The sequence below is a fragment of the Spirochaeta thermophila DSM 6192 genome (genome assembly GCF_000147075.1).
GTDB lineage: Bacteria > Spirochaetota > Spirochaetia > Winmispirales > Winmispiraceae > Winmispira > Winmispira thermophila_A.
This window is the reverse complement of the sequence record NC_014484.1, coordinates 360355-377673: the sequence shown is the minus strand read 5'-3', so window position 1 is coordinate 377673 and position 17319 is coordinate 360355. Positions and strand designations below refer to the sequence as shown.

The 17319-nt window shown below is 64.5% G+C and carries 14 protein-coding genes; 1 reads left to right on the top strand and 13 read right to left on the bottom strand.

Annotation, left to right across the window (positions count from 1 at the left end; all coding sequences use genetic code 11):
- Positions 1–19 precede the first annotated feature (19 nt).
- The 8 genes from STHERM_RS01515 to STHERM_RS01480 form a co-directional block, all read right to left on the bottom strand.
- Complete coding sequence (locus STHERM_RS01515) at positions 20–760, bottom strand: hypothetical protein (protein ID WP_013313116.1); 741 nt, start codon at positions 758–760, stop codon at positions 20–22.
- Positions 761–961: 201 nt separating this feature from the next.
- Positions 962–2785: an AMP-binding protein gene (locus tag STHERM_RS01510; RefSeq protein WP_013313115.1), complete on the bottom strand. Its 1824-nt coding sequence runs from the start codon at positions 2783–2785 to the stop codon at positions 962–964.
- Between the two features lie 68 nt (positions 2786–2853).
- Entirely contained in the window at positions 2854–3729 is an 876-nt protein-coding gene (gene speB, locus STHERM_RS01505; RefSeq protein WP_013313114.1) for an agmatinase, read from the bottom strand.
- 28 nt (positions 3730–3757) lie between these two features.
- Positions 3758–4915: a carboxynorspermidine decarboxylase gene (nspC, locus tag STHERM_RS01500; RefSeq protein WP_013313113.1), complete on the bottom strand. Its 1158-nt coding sequence runs from the start codon at positions 4913–4915 to the stop codon at positions 3758–3760.
- Positions 4912–6105 carry a saccharopine dehydrogenase family protein gene (locus STHERM_RS01495; protein ID WP_013313112.1) on the bottom strand — a complete coding sequence of 398 codons (1194 nt, stop codon included), beginning with the start codon at positions 6103–6105 and terminating at the stop codon, positions 4912–4914. The genes nspC and STHERM_RS01495 overlap by 4 nt, the downstream gene beginning before the upstream one ends.
- A gap of 88 nt (positions 6106–6193) precedes the next feature.
- Entirely contained in the window at positions 6194–7669 is a 1476-nt protein-coding gene (locus STHERM_RS01490; RefSeq protein WP_013313111.1) for a type I 3-dehydroquinate dehydratase, read from the bottom strand.
- 56 nt (positions 7670–7725) lie between these two features.
- The gene (locus tag STHERM_RS01485) at positions 7726–8193 is read right to left on the bottom strand and encodes a hypothetical protein (protein WP_013313110.1); all 468 of its coding nucleotides are present in this window, start codon (positions 8191–8193) and stop codon (positions 7726–7728) included.
- A 21-nt stretch (positions 8194–8214) separates the two neighbouring features.
- Positions 8215–9651, bottom strand: coding sequence for a putative bifunctional diguanylate cyclase/phosphodiesterase (locus tag STHERM_RS01480; RefSeq protein ID WP_013313109.1), 1437 nt, complete (start codon positions 9649–9651; stop codon positions 8215–8217).
- Between the two features lie 114 nt (positions 9652–9765).
- On the opposite strand from STHERM_RS01480, the gene STHERM_RS01475 reads away from it, so the two are divergent.
- Entirely contained in the window at positions 9766–11136 is a 1371-nt protein-coding gene (locus STHERM_RS01475; RefSeq protein ID WP_041623139.1) for a tetratricopeptide repeat protein, read from the top strand.
- Positions 11137–11146: 10 nt separating this feature from the next.
- Here STHERM_RS01475 and STHERM_RS01470 read toward each other — a convergent pair whose 3' ends face one another.
- From STHERM_RS01470 to STHERM_RS01450, 5 genes are all read right to left on the bottom strand, one after another.
- Positions 11147–11791 carry a 16S rRNA (guanine(527)-N(7))-methyltransferase RsmG gene (locus tag STHERM_RS01470; protein WP_013313107.1) on the bottom strand — a complete coding sequence of 215 codons (645 nt, stop codon included), beginning with the start codon at positions 11789–11791 and terminating at the stop codon, positions 11147–11149.
- The gene (mnmG, locus tag STHERM_RS01465; RefSeq protein ID WP_013313106.1) at positions 11791–13650 is read right to left on the bottom strand and encodes a tRNA uridine-5-carboxymethylaminomethyl(34) synthesis enzyme MnmG; all 1860 of its coding nucleotides are present in this window, start codon (positions 13648–13650) and stop codon (positions 11791–11793) included. Before mnmG ends, STHERM_RS01470 begins: the two co-directional genes overlap by 1 nt.
- Positions 13651–13656: 6 nt before the next feature.
- Positions 13657–15006, bottom strand: a complete 1350-nt coding sequence (gene mnmE / locus STHERM_RS01460; RefSeq protein ID WP_013313105.1) for a tRNA uridine-5-carboxymethylaminomethyl(34) synthesis GTPase MnmE — start codon at positions 15004–15006, stop codon at positions 13657–13659.
- 63 nt (positions 15007–15069) lie between these two features.
- Positions 15070–16530, bottom strand: coding sequence for a hypothetical protein (locus STHERM_RS01455; protein WP_013313104.1), 1461 nt, complete (start codon positions 16528–16530; stop codon positions 15070–15072).
- 98 nt (positions 16531–16628) lie between these two features.
- Positions 16629–17306 (bottom strand): hypothetical protein, encoded by a 678-nt coding sequence (locus tag STHERM_RS01450; RefSeq protein WP_013313103.1) that lies wholly within the window; start codon positions 17304–17306, stop codon positions 16629–16631.
- Positions 17307–17319 lie beyond the last annotated feature (13 nt).

Below are 17319 nucleotides of genomic sequence, written 5' to 3'. Positions count from 1 at the left end.
TACCACACCGCCGTGCGTGCTACTCCTCCTCCCACTCCGCCCAGCCCCGGTCGTTCACCTTCCCCCTCTCCGAGAACACGCCACCGAAGCCCACCCCTACCCCGAGGAAGAACCGGTGAGGAGAGGAGGAGGGCACGCCCTCCACCGGATAGGTGTACTCACCCGGCCCCATGATGCTCCAACTCTGGTACGGCACGTAGAAGTAGTAGGCCTTTACGAGAAACCCTGCCACACCGGGCATCCACAGGAACTGAAGACCTACCCCTACCCTGATCTCGGAAGAGGTGAGCCGTACCCCTACCCTGGGATCATCGAGCAGATCATCGAACGAGGCCGAACCGCCCGGAGGATCGATGAGCTCGATCTCAGTTCCTCCTGCACCCACCGTTCCCACCGGCATGAAGATCACCTGACCAAGGCTGAGCGGCACGCCGACCTCCAGCCCCCCATAACCGCTCGTCCGACTGAGGAGCTTCCCATCAGGCCCTTTGCTCTCGGCAAAGAACCCCTCACCACCACCCCATCCCCCGATATACACGCTGCCGAGAAAAGCACCGCCACCTCCCCCCATACCGAACGTGAACGGCGAGAGCTCATCGTACCCATGTGCGCTCAAGGTACCATTGAGGGGAAGCGTGTCACCGGGAAGCCCCTCCATCACACCTGAGGCCATCACGTACCCGACCCCCCCCCACGCTTCGGCGGTAATCACCGAAGAAGCCAGGCACAAGAGGAGCAGAGAGAACACAACCCTTTTCATGTCTTACCTCCACACGTCGTAGTCTTCCAAGGAAGACTAGCAAATACCGTACCATATCGACCGGAGAAGACGAAATCGACTCCTCGACATAACATCCTTACAGGGAAGGACTTGAGACACGCACCTCTCCTCCCCGGAAGATGGGATGCAGGGAGACCGCTCATGCTGTATCACTTTCGATATATCGATTTCGACAGATTCCTAGCCCGTCTGCCTGCCGTTCCCGTCCCGCTGCCTGGTATAGAGGAAACGGCGGATCTTGTGGGTGGCCGTCTTCTCGAGCGGCTCCTCCCGGATCTCGACCTTCCGTATGCGGGAAAACCCCGGCAGCCGGCGGTTCACCATCGCGACCAGCTCCTTCACCACGTCCTCCACTCCTTTCCTCACCTGCTCCGTCCCTTCCTTTGCAGCCGAAGCCACCTGTTGGACAAGCTCACCCACCTCCCTCGTCACCTCGTGCACCCCCTCCTGGGCCGCCCTCCCAGCCTCCTTTATCCCGTCTTCGAGCGCGGCGTAGAGGGTCTTCGCCCTCTCGCTCAACACGATGAGGGCCACGAGTTCTCCCTTCTCGCCCTCGTACACCAGGGATTCTTCCACATAGTCGGAGAGGTTGAGGAGCGACTCGATCTCCTCGGGGTAGATGTTCTCCCCGGAAGGCCCCACGATCACCGACTTGAGCCTCCCCTTGATGAAGAGCCGGCCCTTGCGGTCCATGGCCCCCAGATCCCCGGTCCTGAACCACCCGTCCTCGGTGAAGGCCTCTCTGGTCCGCTCCGGATCGCGATAGTAGCCCTTCATCACGTTGGGACCCCGGACCTGGATCTCTCCTTCAGCACCGGGCCGGGCATCCCTCGGCGCCCCCACGCCCCCCACGACCCTCCCCTCTTGATCCACGATCCTCACCTCCACCCCTTTGAGGGCAGGTCCGGTGGACCGGAGCACCGTCTTGCCCACCGAGGAACCTGCCACCAGCGGGGCGGTCTCGGTGAGCCCATAGCCTATGGCATAGGGGAAGCCCGAGGCCTTCAGGAACGCCTCCACATCCGGGGCGAGCGCCGCCCCCCCGATCCCGAAGAACCGGATCGCCCCGCCAAGGGAGGCCAGGAGTTTCCGGCCTGCGATCTTCGTCGCGAGCGGACGGGTGAGGGGAAACCGATAGAGGGGATGGGACTCGAGGGATGGTTTCACCTTGGTGCGGTAGATCTTCTCTATGATGAGAGGCACGGTGAGCATCACCGTGGGACGCACCTCACGCAAGGCGGGGAGGAGGACGCTCGCCGTGGGTGGCCTTCCGAGATAGGTGGTACGCGCCCCGCTCGCCGTGGCGATGAGCATCCCGATGGTACACTCGTAGGTGTGAGCGAGAGGAAGGACCGAGAAGAACCTGTCCCTGGGATACACCTTGAAGATGGAACGAGAGGCCTCCACCTCGAAGATCAGGCTGGCGTGGGAGAGCATCACACCCTTACTGTGCCCCGTGGTGCCCGAGGTGTAAATGAGGGAAGCGGTCTCATCCGGATCGGGGAAGACCGGAGTGAAGTCTGGCGCGTACTCCCTGTGTTTCCGGTCTCCTCCTTCGAGGACTTCGAGGCCGGCATCGTCCATCCTGTCGATGAGGAGCACGGGGAGATCACCCTCGAGGAGGCCTGCCTCACGCAGCTTCTCGAGTGACCGCTCCGTGGCACACACCACGCGTACCCCTGCGTGGGAGGCCACCTCCCTCACCTGGTCGGTGGAGAAGTCGAGGAGCACCGGCACGGATATCCCGCCTGCCAAGGAGATACCAAAATAGGCCACAGGCCAGCCCGGCCTGTTCTCGGCGAGGATCATCACCCGGTCCCCCGGCCCGACGCCCAGGTCACGGAGCACAGAGGCCACCCCCGCGCTCCTCGCACCCAGCTGGGCGTACGTCACCGGCTCCTCGATGCGCCCGTTCCAGAACAGGTCGAAGGCCGGCCGCTCCGCGTACTCCCTCGCTGCTGCGAGGACCAGGTCGCTCAAGGTCTTTCTCTCGATGTGCACCATCAAGGAACCCTCCGCGCTCTTTCCCCATATTGTACTGAATCCCGGCCGATAAAGCAAACCGCACCGGCCTACCGCCGGGGCGGATGCCGGAAGACGATCCCCATCACCTGGTAGACCAGGCGCGCGGCCACGAAGGCGCCCACGTGACTCCCCTTCGCAGGGGCCAGCTCGACCACGTCGAAGCCCACGACGGTGTGGGCCTCGGCCACCCGCTCGATGAAGTCGAGCACCTCGTACCAGAAGAGGCCGCCCGGCTCAGGGGTACCGGTCTCCCACACCACCGAAGGATCGAACCCATCCACGTCGATGGTGAGGTATACGTTCGAAGGGAAGTCGGGAGGAAGCGCGAGGGGCGCACCGGTCCTTCTCAGTTCTGGAGCGTCCTTCCAGAACACCTGCCTCCCCGCCAACTCTCTCCGGAGCGCCACCTCCCCGGGAGAGAGGCTCCTCACCCCTGCCTGGAAGATACTGAAGCCGTGGTCGAGCGCCCTGCGCATCACGCACGCATGACTGAAGCGGGATCCCTCGTAGGTGTCACGCAGGTCGGCGTGGGCGTCGATCTGGACGATCCCGACCTGTCCGGGACCATAGACCTCCTTGAGGGCCTCCCACGCCCCCACCGAGACCGTGTGCTCGCCTCCGAGGAGGACGGGCACCCGCCCCGAACGGAGAACCGGCCGCATCCGAGCCGCCACCTCCCGGGCCATCCGCTCAGGGGTACGGGCCTTCACGGGCCCGCCGGTGTGGATCCCCACCTCTGCCGGGATGCCCCGCCCGTCCCACACCTCGAGCTGGCCGGAGGCCTCGAGGATCGCAGACGGCCCCCGGGCCGCCCCCTTGCCGAAGGATGTGGTGCGCTCATAGGGCACCGGGATCACGTGAAAGAAGGCCTCCTCCGGTGAGGCATTGGGGATCTCGCTGTGGAGGAAGTGGGGATACCGCATGAGGCCTCCTGTACACGTCGCCGAGGTCTTACGAGAGGCGCCGCTTGAACTCCTCATACTCGAACGAACGGACGAGGGTGAAGGACTGCTCCTTCGAACTCCATATCCCGATCGAGGGGAGCTTCACACCGTTGAACGTGGTGGTCTTCACCATGGTGTAGTGGGCCATGTCGTCGAACACGAGGCGGTCGCCCACCTCGAGGGGCCTGTCGAAGCTGTAGTCCCCTATCACATCGCCGGCGAGGCACGAGATGCCACCGAGGCGGTAGGTGTACGGCCTCTCGCCGGGGAGTCCCGCGCCCCACACCTCGGGTCGGTAGGGCATCTCGAGCACATCGGGCATGTGGGTGGTCGCCGAGGTATCGAGCACCGCGATCCGCATCCCGTTTTCGACGATATCGACCACCTCGGCGACGAGCACCCCCGTCCCCAGGGCGATGGCTTCACCGGGCTCCAGATAGACGTCGACCCCGTAGCGGGATCTGAAGTCCCTCACCAGGTCGATGAGCCTGTCCACGTCATAGTCGGGCCGGGTGATGTGGTGTCCCCCTCCCCAGTTCACCCACCTCATGCGGGGCACAAACTCGCCAAACCGCTCTTCAAAGGCCTGGAGCACCGCCTCCAGGGCGTCCACGTTCTGTTCACAGAGGGTGTGGAAGTGGAGCCCGCTGATCCCATCCAGGAGCTCAGGCCTGAACCGGCTGCGCACCACCCCAAGCCGTGAGTTGGGGCCGGAGGGATCGTAGATGGCGGCCGGGGCCCCCGAGCGCTCGGGGTTCACCCTGATCCCCGCCTCCACCCGGCGGGGAGCCGACCCGACGAGGGGGCCAAACCGCTCCCACTGGGAGAAGGAGTTGAAGATGAGATGATCGGTGAGGGTGAGAAGCTCCCTCACCTCGTCCTCTTTGTAGGCAGGACCGTAGGTGGACACGATGCCCCCGAAACACTCCCTCCCCAGACGGGCCTCCCACACCCCTGAGGCGCACGTACCGGAGAGGTACGACGAGACGAGAGGCGCGAGGCTCCACATCGCAAACCCCTTCAGGGCGAGGAGCACCCGCGCCCCGCCCTCCCTCTGCACCCTGTCGAGGATCTTGAGATTCTCCTCCACCGCATCGCGGTCCACCACAAAGCACGGGCTCGGGACCGCCTGCGGATCGAACCCCTGGAATGCCCCCTCTCTCATGCCTCGGGATCCAGCTCCACCACCTTCCAGGGAAGGCCGTACTCGCCGATCCTCTCCATGAAGGGATCGGGATCGAACTCCTCAGGGGTGTACACCCCCGGCTTCTTCCAGGCGCCATCGAGGACGAGGGCGGCGCCGAGCACAGGAGGCACGCCCGCGGTATAGCTCACCGCCTGAGCTCCCGTTTCCTTGTAGGCCTCCTGGTGGTCGCAGATATTGTAGATGAAGATCCTCCGCTTCTTGCCGTCCTTGATACCGGTCATGATGTTCCCGATACAGGTCTTCCCCTTGGTACGGGGCCCGAGCTCCGCAGGATCGGGGAGGACCTTCCTCAGGAAGTCGAGAGGGGAGATCTTCACCGGCCCGAGGTCCACCGGCTCGATGCTCGTCATGCCGATCCTCTGGAGGGTCCGCAGGGTCTGGAGGTACTCGTCCGAGAACTTCATCCAGAAGGTGGCCTTCTTGATCGTGGGGAAGTTCCTCACCAGGGTCTCGAGTTCCTCGTGGTACATGAGGTAGACCGGATAGGTGCCCAGTCCTTCCGGACACTCGAAGTCCCTCTTCTCCGAGAGCGGAGGGGTCACCTTGAACTCCCCACCCTCCCAGTGGCGGGCCGGGAGGGTGATCTCCCTGATGTTCACCTCGGGGTTGAAGTTGGTGGCGAAGGGAAGACCGTGGTCACCGGCATTCACGTCCACGATCTCGAGTTCGTGTATCTCGTCGAAGTAGTGCTTTGCGGCATAGGCCACGTACACGTTGGTCACCCCTGGGTCGAACCCGCAGCCAAGAAGGCCCACGAGCCCCTGCCCTCGGTACGGCTCCTTGTACGCCTTGAGCTGCCAGTCGTAGGAGAAGGACTTCTCATCCTTCGGTTCGTAAGCCGCCGTATCCACGTAATGCACGCCCTCACGCAGGCAGGCCTCCATGATGGCCATGTTCTGATAGGGAAGCGCCACGTTGATCACGATGTCGGGCTTGAAGTCCTTGATGAGCGCCTGCACCTGTTCCGGGTAGTCCGCATCAACCTGGGCGGTGCGAATGGGCCTCTCGATCTCGCTGGCGATCTTCTCGCACTTCGAGACCGTCCTGCTCGCGAGCATGATCTCGGAGAAGATCTCAGGATACTGCGCACACTTGTGCGTGGCCACACGTCCTACACCGCCTGCCCCGATGATGAGCACCCGTGCCATGAGCGTCCTCCTCTTGTCCTGGGATAGCGAGACTCAAACAGGAACAAGAGTATAGCAGATCGGGCCGCGGGGGGGAACCCCCGTCCTCCTACCCCCGCAACTCCCTGTATCGGGCGGCGAAGAGCCTCATCTGTTCCTCGGCCTGTGCCTCGAGCATCCTGTCGCCCGTGATGATCCGGCATCCCGCCCGCCGGGCAGCTTCGAGAAAGGGGGTGATGCGAGGGGTGTAGACGATGTCGTAGCAGATCTCGTCGCCCTCGAAACGATACCACGGGACAGGGCTGGCCGGTTCCTTTCCCTCCATACCCACACTCGTGGTCTGGACGATGAGCCCCCTGAACTCCCTCATGCGCTCCGCACTCTCCGGGGAAAGGGCCCCCCAGTCCACCCCGAACTCCCCGGCGAGGACCCGCGCCCGCTCCTCCGTGCGATTGAGGACGAGGACCCTGAACCCTTCCTGGACGAGTCCGTACACCACCGCACGGGCGGCGCCCCCCGCCCCCAGCACCACCGCCGCCTTCATCACGGGATCCCCACCCCGAGCGATCTCCTCGCGGAGCGGCCTGAGGAAGCCCTCCACGTCCGTGCTCGTCCCGAACCACCCGCCGTCCCTCCTCACCATGGTGTTGCACGAACCCACCGCCTGGACCACGGGGTCGCAGACGGTCAAGAAGGGAATCACCCCCTCCTTGTGAGGGATGGTCACCGAAAGGCCCTGGAGGGGAAGCTCGTCGGCGAGGTCCATGAACGACGCGAGCTCGTCCACCTGGATGGGGAGGTACACCGCATCCATCCCCTCTCTCCTGTACACGGGGTTGTGGAGGTGAGGAGAACGGGAATGGAGCACAGGGTTCCCGATCACGCCGAAGAGCACCGTGGATTCGGAGAGTTCCCGCACCCGGTAGAGATCCGCCATGACGCCGGGGTCGAGGTGCCCCGGCGCCGCGGTCCTCCCCGGATCAGAGGTGAAGGTGAGGAGACTCCCCCATGCGAGGGAGAGGATCCGTGTGGGCACACCGTAGGGACCCATGCCGAGGAGGATGTAGGAACCGGGGGGAAGCCCCCTCGCAGTGAGGCGCCGGTGGAGCCGCACGAGGCGGAGCAGGTCCTCCGTGCCCCCGAGCATGCAGGCCGCCTTGGGGACGAGCCCCTGACCTACCGTCTCGACCATCCAGTCCTCGAGGTCCTCCGGCACCCCATCCATCACGTGCCGCGATCGTATCACGTACATCCCACGCCGTCGGGCCTCGTCCACCAGCCAGTCGGCCGCCCACGCCTCCACGTCCACGTACGCCCATCCCCCTTGACGGATGAGCTCCCCCAGGGCCTCGTCGTGCACGTCCTCCGTGCCCTCGAAGAACCCACCGTCCCTGTCGGACCTGAGCGTGAGGATGGCGGGGAGCCCGAGACCGGACGCCCACTCCCCCAGCCCCTCCCACTCGCCCTCGTCCATGCAATCCGCCCGCACTTCCAGGAGATCCACTTCCTCCCGCCAGCGGGCGAGCTGCGTCTCCGCCTCTTTCCTCGTTCTCCCGGTGAGAGAAAGACAGACGCCGCCCCTCATCAGGCCTCCTTGCGCCGGATGTTATCGCAACCGGTCATCCATGACCGGACGCCATGCTAGAAGTCCGCCCGATAGACGTACACACCCTCGATCCTCCCCGCTTTCCGCAGCACCTGCATCCTCACCGGGAAGCCCCTGTCGGGGAGCTCGAACACCGCGATCTCCCCCTCCTCCTGGAGGAGTCTCCCCTCCACCGAGGCCTCCGCCTCTTCCCACGCCATCCCCACCTCGATCCCCGCCACTCCACCCCCGTACCCCTCCCCCACGAACACCTGCCACACCCTCTCACGCCAGAAGAAGAGGACAAGGCCCTCACCGTACACGAAGGCCACGTCGTCCTGCCAGGCCTCCTCGCCCCTCACCGCCTCCACCCGCTCCGGCACGCCCAGTTCCTCGAAGGCCCGGGCGAGATCCCAGCCAAGCATTCCCACCGGGTCGGGGCCTCCCTGTGCCCACGCCCCTGCAACACCCACCACGAGGAGACAGATCACCCACGGGCTCCGCACGCTCATCACCTTAACCACACCACGGACCCGGCCTCGAGGTCAAGCCCGAGCGACGCGGACCCCTTCCCTGAGAAGCCGCTCGAAGTCCTCGGGCGGCACCGGTCTCGCGAAGTAGAACCCCTGGAACATCTCGCACCCCTCGGCCATGAGAAAGTCGAGCTGCCGTTCGTTCTCCACCCCCTCGGCGAGGGTGCTGATCCCCAGCGCCCTCGCCACTCCGATGATGGCCCGGACGATACCCTGCAGCGAGGGATCGTCCTCCACCCCCACGACGAACGACCTGTCTATCTTGAGGGTATCGAAAGGGAACCGGCGCAGGTACCCGAGCGACGAATATCCCGTACCGAAGTCATCGATGCACAACTTCACCCCCATGGCCCGAAGCTCGTTCATCTTCTCCACCGCCTCCTCGGGGTGATCCATGAGCACCCCCTCGGTGACCTCCAGCTTGAGAAACTTGCCTTCGAAGGCGAGGGACTTGAGGATCCCGGCCACCCGGAAGGCGAGGTCGTGAAGCTTGAACTGCGGCGGCGAGAGATTCACCGAGATGAAGAGCTCCCTGAAACCCCGGGCGTGCCAGAGTGAGAGCTGCTTGCAGGCCCGGTAGAGCACCCATTGTCCGATCGCCATAATGTCCCCCGTGGACTCCGCGAGGGGTATGAACCGGGCCGGCGAGACACTCCCCAATGCGGGATTGTCCCACCGTATGAGGGCCTCGGCTCCCACGATGGAGAGAGACCTGTCCACGATGGGCTGGTAGGCGAGGTGGAACTCCTCGAACCCATCCCTGAGGACCCGGCGCATGTGTTCGAGCACCAGTTCCTCCTCGAAGTGCCGTCGACCGATCTCCCCCGTGTAGAGGACCGCGCGCTCCTTCTCCCGCATGGCCTCGGCGACGGCGATGTGGAGCATCTCGAAGAGGGCGGGCCACTCCTCCCCGTGATCGGGGAAGAGCACGATCCCCACATAGCAGCCGAACTGGATGTCCTCCGCCGGAGGATCCTGGGGCACCATCACCACATCCGAGATCTCCTTGCCCAGGCTCACCGCCTCCTCGCCCCCGCTCACGAGCCGCGCTCCCAGGAACTCCTCCGGCCTGTCTCCCTGGTAGAGTCCGGGGAGCACCCTCCTTATGCGACGGGCGGTCTTGAAGAGGAGGACCCTGCTCCTGTCCCTGCTGTTCTCTATGCGCTCGTACTTCTCGTCGAGCCGAATCAGGAAGAGGGCGAGCTTCTTCCCCTCACGGGAGGCCTCCTCCGTGAGTCGCGAGAAGTCCTGTTCCAACCCCTTCCGCACGGGGAGCCCTGTATCAGGGCTCTGATCCACCAGACGCCTCACCTGGCGATATTCCTCCTTGAGTTTCTCGAGGGCGTCCTTCGTCCGTTTCGCCGCCACCAGGGTCTTCAGGATGTGCTGGACCACGGCATCGGGGACCCCGTGATCCCTGAGGGTCTGTTCCACCTCGGAGAGTGTCATACCACACAGTATAACAGGTGATCCGGAGGATTACAAATGAACGGCGACACCTGCGCCTTCCGAGGTGTGAGGGATTTCCTTGACTTACCGGGTGTAAGACATGATAATGGTCTCATGGGTGCGCTACCTCTCCTGCTTCCCGCGGCCATCGTCCTCGTCGGCCTGGTGATACTGACCGTGTATTTCAACCTCTACGTCCTCTCCGACCCCGAGAAAAAGGCGGAGCGAAAGAAGAGGCGCGACAGGCAGACGATCCTCAAGAAGGCCCAGCGAAGGCTCGTCCAGAACCCTCGTGATCCCGAGGCCCTCGTGGTACTCGCCGAGGCCTACTTCGAGGACCAGGAGTGGGAGAAGGCGCTGAAGCTCTACCAGGTGCTCGCCGAAGGGGTCACCGACAGGACCAAGGTCGACGAGTACGAGGTCCAGGTGCGAAGAGGGGTGTGCGCCTTCAGGCTGGGCCGCCACGAGGAGGCCTACCAGGCCTTCGCCGTGGCCTACAGCCTCAAGCCGGAGGCCTTCGAGGTGCGCTTCCACATGGGGGCGCTGGAGTACCTGCGGGGGGCCTACGAGCATGCGGTGAAACTCCTCTCTGCCGCGGCGGCCCAGCAACCCGAACACCCCGAGACGAGACGTTACCTCTCCCTCGCCCTCCACCGGAGCGGGAAATACAAGGAGGCCCTCCCCTCCATCAGGGCCATCCTCAACGAGATGCCCGACGACAAGGAGCTCCTCTTCGCCTATGCCGACTGTCTCGCGAACCTGGGCCAGAAGGAACAGGCCCTCTCCATCTTCACCCACCTCAGGGTGGATGAACAGTGGGGACCGCAGGCGTGCTTCAGGGCCGGACTGATCAACCTGGGTCTCCACAGGTACGAGCGGGCGATCAAGGACCTCGAGATAGGAGTCCGCCACCGCGGTATGGACAACCAGCTCAGGCTCGAGATGGAGTACCGGCTTGCACAGGCCTACATCCACCAGAAGGAGATCCGCAAGGCGGTGGAACACCTGAGGGCCGTCCAACGCACGAATCCGCACTACAAGGACGTGGAGGCCCTCCTCAAGAAGTACGGAGAGCTCCAGCAGAACCAGAACCTGCAGACCTACCTCCTCGCCTCGCCGCCCGATTTCCTCACCCTCTGCAGGAAGCTGGTGGTGGCCTTCTTTCCCGGCGCATACGTACGGATCCTCAACATGAGCATAGAACGTTCCGAGTATGCGGACCTGCTCTGCGAGGTGGAGACGAGCCAGTGGCAGGATACGGTCCTCTTCCGCTTCGTCCGCACCACCGGGACCACCGGCGAGCTCGCAGTGCGGGACTTCCACGCCCGGCTCAAGGAGACGCGGGCGGACCGGGGCATCTGCGTGAGCGCAGGATCGTTCTCGGATGAGGCGAAGCGGTTCGTGGAGGCGAGGCTCATCGACCTGGTGGGGAAAGAGGACCTCATGGGCTATCTCAGGAAAGTGGACTCACTCAATCCCGTATGAGCATGAGACGTCACACGAGGAGTCTGCCCCTGGCTGCGATGAGGCTGCGGGGCGCATCGAGGAACGGGACCGAAACGGGAAGGACTTCCACCTCCTCGAAATGAGGGCGGAGCAGGCGGGCCTCCTCCTGCGCGGTCTCGAGCCTTCCCTTGTAGAGGAGGAGGTGTGCACCGGGGGAGAGGGGGTGGAGGTAGAGGGGGAGGGTGTCGGGCGAGAGGGGGAGAAAGGCGCGCGCAACGGCACAGGGTACGTGGAGCGGGAGGTCCTCGAGGCGGGCGTGGAGGACGGTACACCGCGCGAGGTCGACGGAGAGGAGGACGTGCTCGAGGAACACGGCCCGCTTCCCGCGTGCCTCCACGAGGAGAACCTCCAGGTGGGGGTTCATGATGGCGAGAGGGATGCCCGGAAGGCCCGCACCGCTCCCCAGGTCGGCGAGGGGGGAGGAGAGGAGCGCGCGGAGGTGGGGGAGGGGAGCGAGGGAGTCCAGCAGGTGGACCGCGAGGGCCTCGGGCGAAGGGTCGGCGACCAGATCGATGCGTGCACCCCACTCCGCGAGGAGGTGGAGGTAGGAGAGGAGGGCGGCGCGCTGGGAGGGGGTGGGCGAGAGGCCGAGGAGGGCGAGCCCGCGGTCGAGGAGGGAGGCGGGATCCTGCATCACCGGGCCTTCCTCGATCGGGAGAGATACACCATGAGGACCGCGATGTCGGAACTCCGGATCCCCGAGATGCGCGAGGCCTGTCCCAGGGAGAGGGGGCGTATCGTCGAGAGCTTCTCCCTCGCCTCGGAGGAAAGGCCCTCCACCTCCGAGTAGTCGAAGTGGTCGGGGATCCTCATGTCCTCCATCTTCCTGAACTTCTCCACCATCTGCTGTTCCCTGAGGAGATACCCCTCGTACTTCACGTCGATCTCGGCGGTCCGCACCCACGGACGGGGATACTTCGAGAGTTCGGGTACGAGGAAGGCCAGATCGTCCAGCGTGACACGGGGATCCTTGAGCACCTGGTAGAGCGGCTTGCCCACGTGGGGGGCGAGCTGGGGGAGCCTCCGCTGCTCGGCCTCTTCCTGGGCGAGCCGTCGCTGACGGAGGAGTTCCTTTATCGCATCGAGGACATGGATCTTCTCCTGTAGTCGCTCGAACATCTCGCGGGATTGCAGACCGATCCTGTAGGCCTTCTCCAGGAGACGGATGTCGGCCGTGTCGTGACGCAGGGCGAGACGGTACTCGGCGCGCGAGGTGAACATCCGATAGGGCTCCTTCGTCCCCTTGGTGACCAGATCGTCGATGAGGACTCCTATGTAGGCCTCGTCCCTTCCCAGGACGAGGGGGGGCTCTCCCCTGCACGCGAGTGCAGCGTTGATCCCCGCGACGAGCCCCTGGCCTCCCGCCTCCTCGTACCCCGAGGTGCCGTTGGTCTGACCTGCGATGTAGAGTCCCCGGATGCGCTTGGTCTCCAACGTGGGATAGAGCTGGGTGGGCTCCACGTAGTCGTACTCCACGGCATACCCGGGGCGCATGATGACCGCATGCTCCAGTCCGGGGATGGTGTGGATGAAGGCCTCCTGCACTTCCTCGGGGAGCGAGGACGAAATGCCATTCAGGTACATCTCCTCGGTCGAGAGTCCCTCGGGCTCCACGAACACCTGATGCCTGTCCCGGTCGGGGAAGCGCACCACCTTGTCCTCGAGGGAAGGGCAGTACCTCGGCCCCCTCCCCACGATCCTCCCGCCGTAGAGGGGCGACCTATGGAGATTCTCCCTGATGATCCTGTGGGTCTCGGGCGTGGTAAAGGTGATGTAGCAGGGGACCTGACGGACCTCGAGGGTGTCATGGGAGAAGGAGAAGGGGATGATCTCCTCGTCACCGGGCTGTTCCTGCATCTTGGAGAAGTCGAGGGAGCTTCGAAGGACCCGGGCAGGGGTTCCCGTCTTGAGCCTCCCCACGGTGAACCCGAGACGGCGGAGCACGCCCCCCAGTCCACACGCGGCCGGCTCGCCGAGCCTTCCCCCCGGCGTCTCGTACTCACCGATGAAGATCTTCGCCTCCATGAAGGTCCCTGTGGTGAGGACCACCTTCCTCGCATGGAATCGTCTCCCGCGTTCGGTCACCACCCCGCGGATCTCCCTTCCCGCCTCGTCGAGCACGAAGTCCACCACCGTGTCCTGGAAGAGGAAGAGCCCCTTCTGCTGCTCGAGGCTCCACTTGGCACGCTGCGCATAGGCCTGTTTGTCCGCCTGCGCCCGGGGGCACTGGACCGCCGGTCCCCTGCTCCTGTTGAGCATACGGAACTGGATCATGGTCCGGTCGATGAGCCTCCCCATCTCGCCGCCCAGGGCATCCACCTCGCGCACGATGTTCCCCTTGGCGAGTCCCCCGACGGCCGGATTGCAGGACATCTTCCCGATGGTGTCCAGGAGCTGCGTGATGAGCACGGTGCTGCACCCCAACCTGCTCGCCGCCAGGGCGGCCTCTATCCCCGCATGGCCGCCCCCTATGACGATGACATCAGCGTCCATGATCCCTCACTTTCCCACACAGAAACACGAGAAGATCCGTTCCAGGATGTCCTCGCGGGTCACCTCGCCCGTGATCTCTCCGAGGGCCTCCATGGCGTCGTGGAGGTACACGGCAAGGGCGTCGAGCGGCGCTCCCCGGGAGAGGGCATCGAGCCCCCCCTCGAGGGAGTCCCTGCAGCGCACGAGGGCATCCCTCTGCCGCTCGGAATCGATCACCACCTCGGCTCCTCCCCCCTCCGCTTCGGGGAAGACACGATGGAGGGTCTCCTCGAGCCGGGCAAAGCCCTCACCCGTACGACAGCTCAGCGGGATGAACCCCTCCGGCGGGGGGAGCACGGCCGAGGCATCCACCTTGTTCCACACCGGGATCAAGGGCCGCTCTGCACCCAACTCCGCGATGAGCGCTTCCTCCCCCTCGGAGAAGCCCTCGGTGCCGTCCACCAGATAGATCACCGCGTCCGCATGGGAGAGGATCTCCCTCGTCCGCCGGATCCCCTCCGTTTCCACAGGATCCCCCCCGTCGCGGATCCCTGCTGTGTCGTAGAGGAGCACCGGCACGCCCTTGAGCGAGATCCATCCTTCGAGGTAGTCACGCGTGGTGCCGTGCACCTCCGAGACGATGGCCCGGTCCTCCCTCATAAAGAGGTTGAAGAGCGAGGACTTTCCCGCGTTGGTCCTTCCGGCGAGCACCACACGGACCCCCTCCCGGTAGAGCCTTCCCACCCGATACGTGGCGAGCAACCCGTCCACCTCGTGCAATGCCTCCTGGATGAGGTGGGCGCTCACCGGGTGCTCGACGTCCTCTTCCGGGTAGTCGAGTTGCACCTCCACCTCGGCCACTACGGAAGCGATCTTCTCCTTTATCGCATCGATGCGTGCGTGGAGCCTCCCCTCCAGCCGGTGAAGGGCGAGGGTGTGCGCGTTCGCCGTACGAGCCGAAACGACCTCGTGCACCGCCTCCGCCTCGGTGAGATCCACCTTCCCGTTGAGGAAGGCCCTCAAGGTGAACTCCCCAGGCTCGGCGGCCCGAAACCCATGGGCGAGCAAGGTCCGCATGATCCGCTCCACTCCGGCGGGGCTGCCGTGACAGGATATCTCCGCCGCATCCTCCCCCGTATAGCTGTGAGGCGCCCTGAACACCGCGAGGAGCACCTCGTCCAGCATCTCCCCGGTCCCGGGATCCACAAGGGCACCATGGGCGAGGGAGTAGCCTCTCATGGAAGAAGGCCTCTTCCTCCCCCTGAAGAGCGGATCGAGCGCCTCGAGGCATCCGACACCGGAGGTCCTGATCACCGCGATGGCGCTCCTACCCCACGGCGTGGCGAGTGCCACGATACGATCATCGAGTCGATACATAGACACACCCCCGGATGTACCACAAAGATACGAAAAAACCGGGGGTGTGTCATCGGAGGGAATCTACGGGAGCGAGGCGAGGACCTTCTCGCCCAGAACCTCCCCCAGGCTCGCGAAGGCCGCGGCGAGGGCGGCCTCGACCGATCTCCCCCGAGCCCGCTTGAAGGCCTCGGCGGTGGCGATCACCCGACCGGTCACGAGATCCACGACCTTCACATATCCACTCACCCGGACCATCACCCCGTCGCCATCCTCGGAGAACTCGTCGATCCTCGCATTCCCCACGATCACCCTCGCGATGTCCCTGCGCGCGCGGGCCCACGAAACGAAGGCCTCATCCCCCTGTTTCGAGAGCGTCTCCACGCCCTCGGGGATACCCTTGAGGGAGAAACCCTCCTGCGAGAGGAGCCTCATGAGCCCTCTCTCGGTGCCGCGCTCCTTGAGGAGTCCTCCGGAGGAATCGAGGTCGAGGATGAGCACCCCCGTGGGCACCGTCTTGCTGCGCGATTCCACCCTGTAGTGGAACACCGCCTGCTTGGAGAGCACCACCTTCTTCACCGCATCCGCGGCCTCCCGGAAGGTTCCGGGGAGGTCTTCCAGGAGCTCGAGTGCCGACGAGAGATCGAGCCGCACCGTGATCTCCCCGCTCCCCGGCACCTGCATCACGGGGAGCGAGAACGAAAATCCACCGCCATCCCCCGTGACCACGGGGACGGTACGGACCCGCATCCTCCCTGCGGACGTAGTCTCGCGATAGGAGACGAGCAGGGTGGCACCCACGACCCCCTCTCCCTCTCGCACCACCCTCCCCTGGAACTCAGCAGGGAACGCTTCACCCACATATGTGGTGAGATTGTCCCGCAGCACCTCTATCTCGAGCGGTTGCAAGGCCCGCACGGCCTTGTCCAGGTTCCGCTGGAACCGCACCTCGCGGTTCTCGAGGGAACTCGAGGCCGCAGCCCGCGCCGCATCGAGGAAGGCAACCGCAGCCTCGGCGTATCGTCCCTCCATGAGAAGGCGTTCACCCCGCCGTTCGGGTCCGGAAATGGCCTCCTCCGCCTCCTTGAAGAGAGCTTCGAGCCGTGCCTTCTCCTCGAGAAGGGCATCGCGTTCGTACCTGGCAAGGATGTAGACCGTGATACCGTTCTCGTCCTCGTACCAGTATCTGTCCACCACCTTGAACCCCGAGACCCGGGCGCTCCCCTCCTCCTTCACGGTCCTGCCAAGGGCCACTGAGAACTCTTCCAGGGAGGCCTGTGCTTCGCCCGTGGTCTCGGCGGTGATACGGACCCCCATGAAACGCATGATCTCGGAGATGAGGGCCTGCGTGGCCGCATCCTCGGCCTTCACCCTGCTCGAAGGATCGACCGCGTACCCCACGAAGTACTCGTAGCGGTCGTCACCTTGGGGCGGAGAGAGGACCCAATCCGGAGGGGCCTCTTTCCTGGCAGATCCAGGAGAGGTGCACGCGGAGAAAAAGAGTACGGCGAGTGCCGCATAGAACCAACCGCTCACGTGTCTCATGGTACGCTCCTCTTTCTCATCTTCGACAGATCGTCGCATATGCAACACACCAGAAAAGAGGCCCCACCCTTTCGGGGTGGGGCGTCGATCTTTTCGTATCAGAAGCCTTCCTCGAAGGCCTCCTTCACCCTGTCCCTCGCGGTCTTCTCTTCCTCGCTTCTGGGCTTCACCTGCTCGTCCGCGTTCTCGAGGGCCCTCCGCACCAGCTCATCCAGGGTGCGCCGTTCCACACCGTAGAGGGCCACGTACGTATAGGCGTCCTCTTCCACGGACCCGTCCTCCCTGTAGTACCTCATGAGCACCCAGTAGTCGTCGAGCTTCTTGAATCCCACGATGGTGGCCTGGGCGAGGGTCTTCACCACGGTCTCCATGTAGGTCTCGAGCCTGTCGAGATCGCCGGCCGCCGCACCCGCGAACTTCTGCTGCACCCTCAGGCTCACCTGCCGCGCGATCTCCGTGGCCGCCTGCATGTTCTCCACGTAGAGGCGGGCCCCCTCGAGATCCTTGGCCCTGGGGGACTCGAACTTGAACAGGTAGAGGTCCTTGTACTCGGGAAGCTGTTCCAGCTCCGCGACATCCATGAGGACCCAATCGGGGACGTCCTTCCCCCACTTGTAGTTCTTGTGATCGATGATGTCGGGCTTCTTCGCCACGGGCTTCACCTCGACCTGGGGCTTGGGCTCCTGCGGCTTCTCCTCCGGCGCTCCCTTACACCCGGCGACTGCCAGTACGACCAGGGCGAGGACCGCGAGCATGACCATTACTCCTCGTCTCATACGTTCCCCCTTA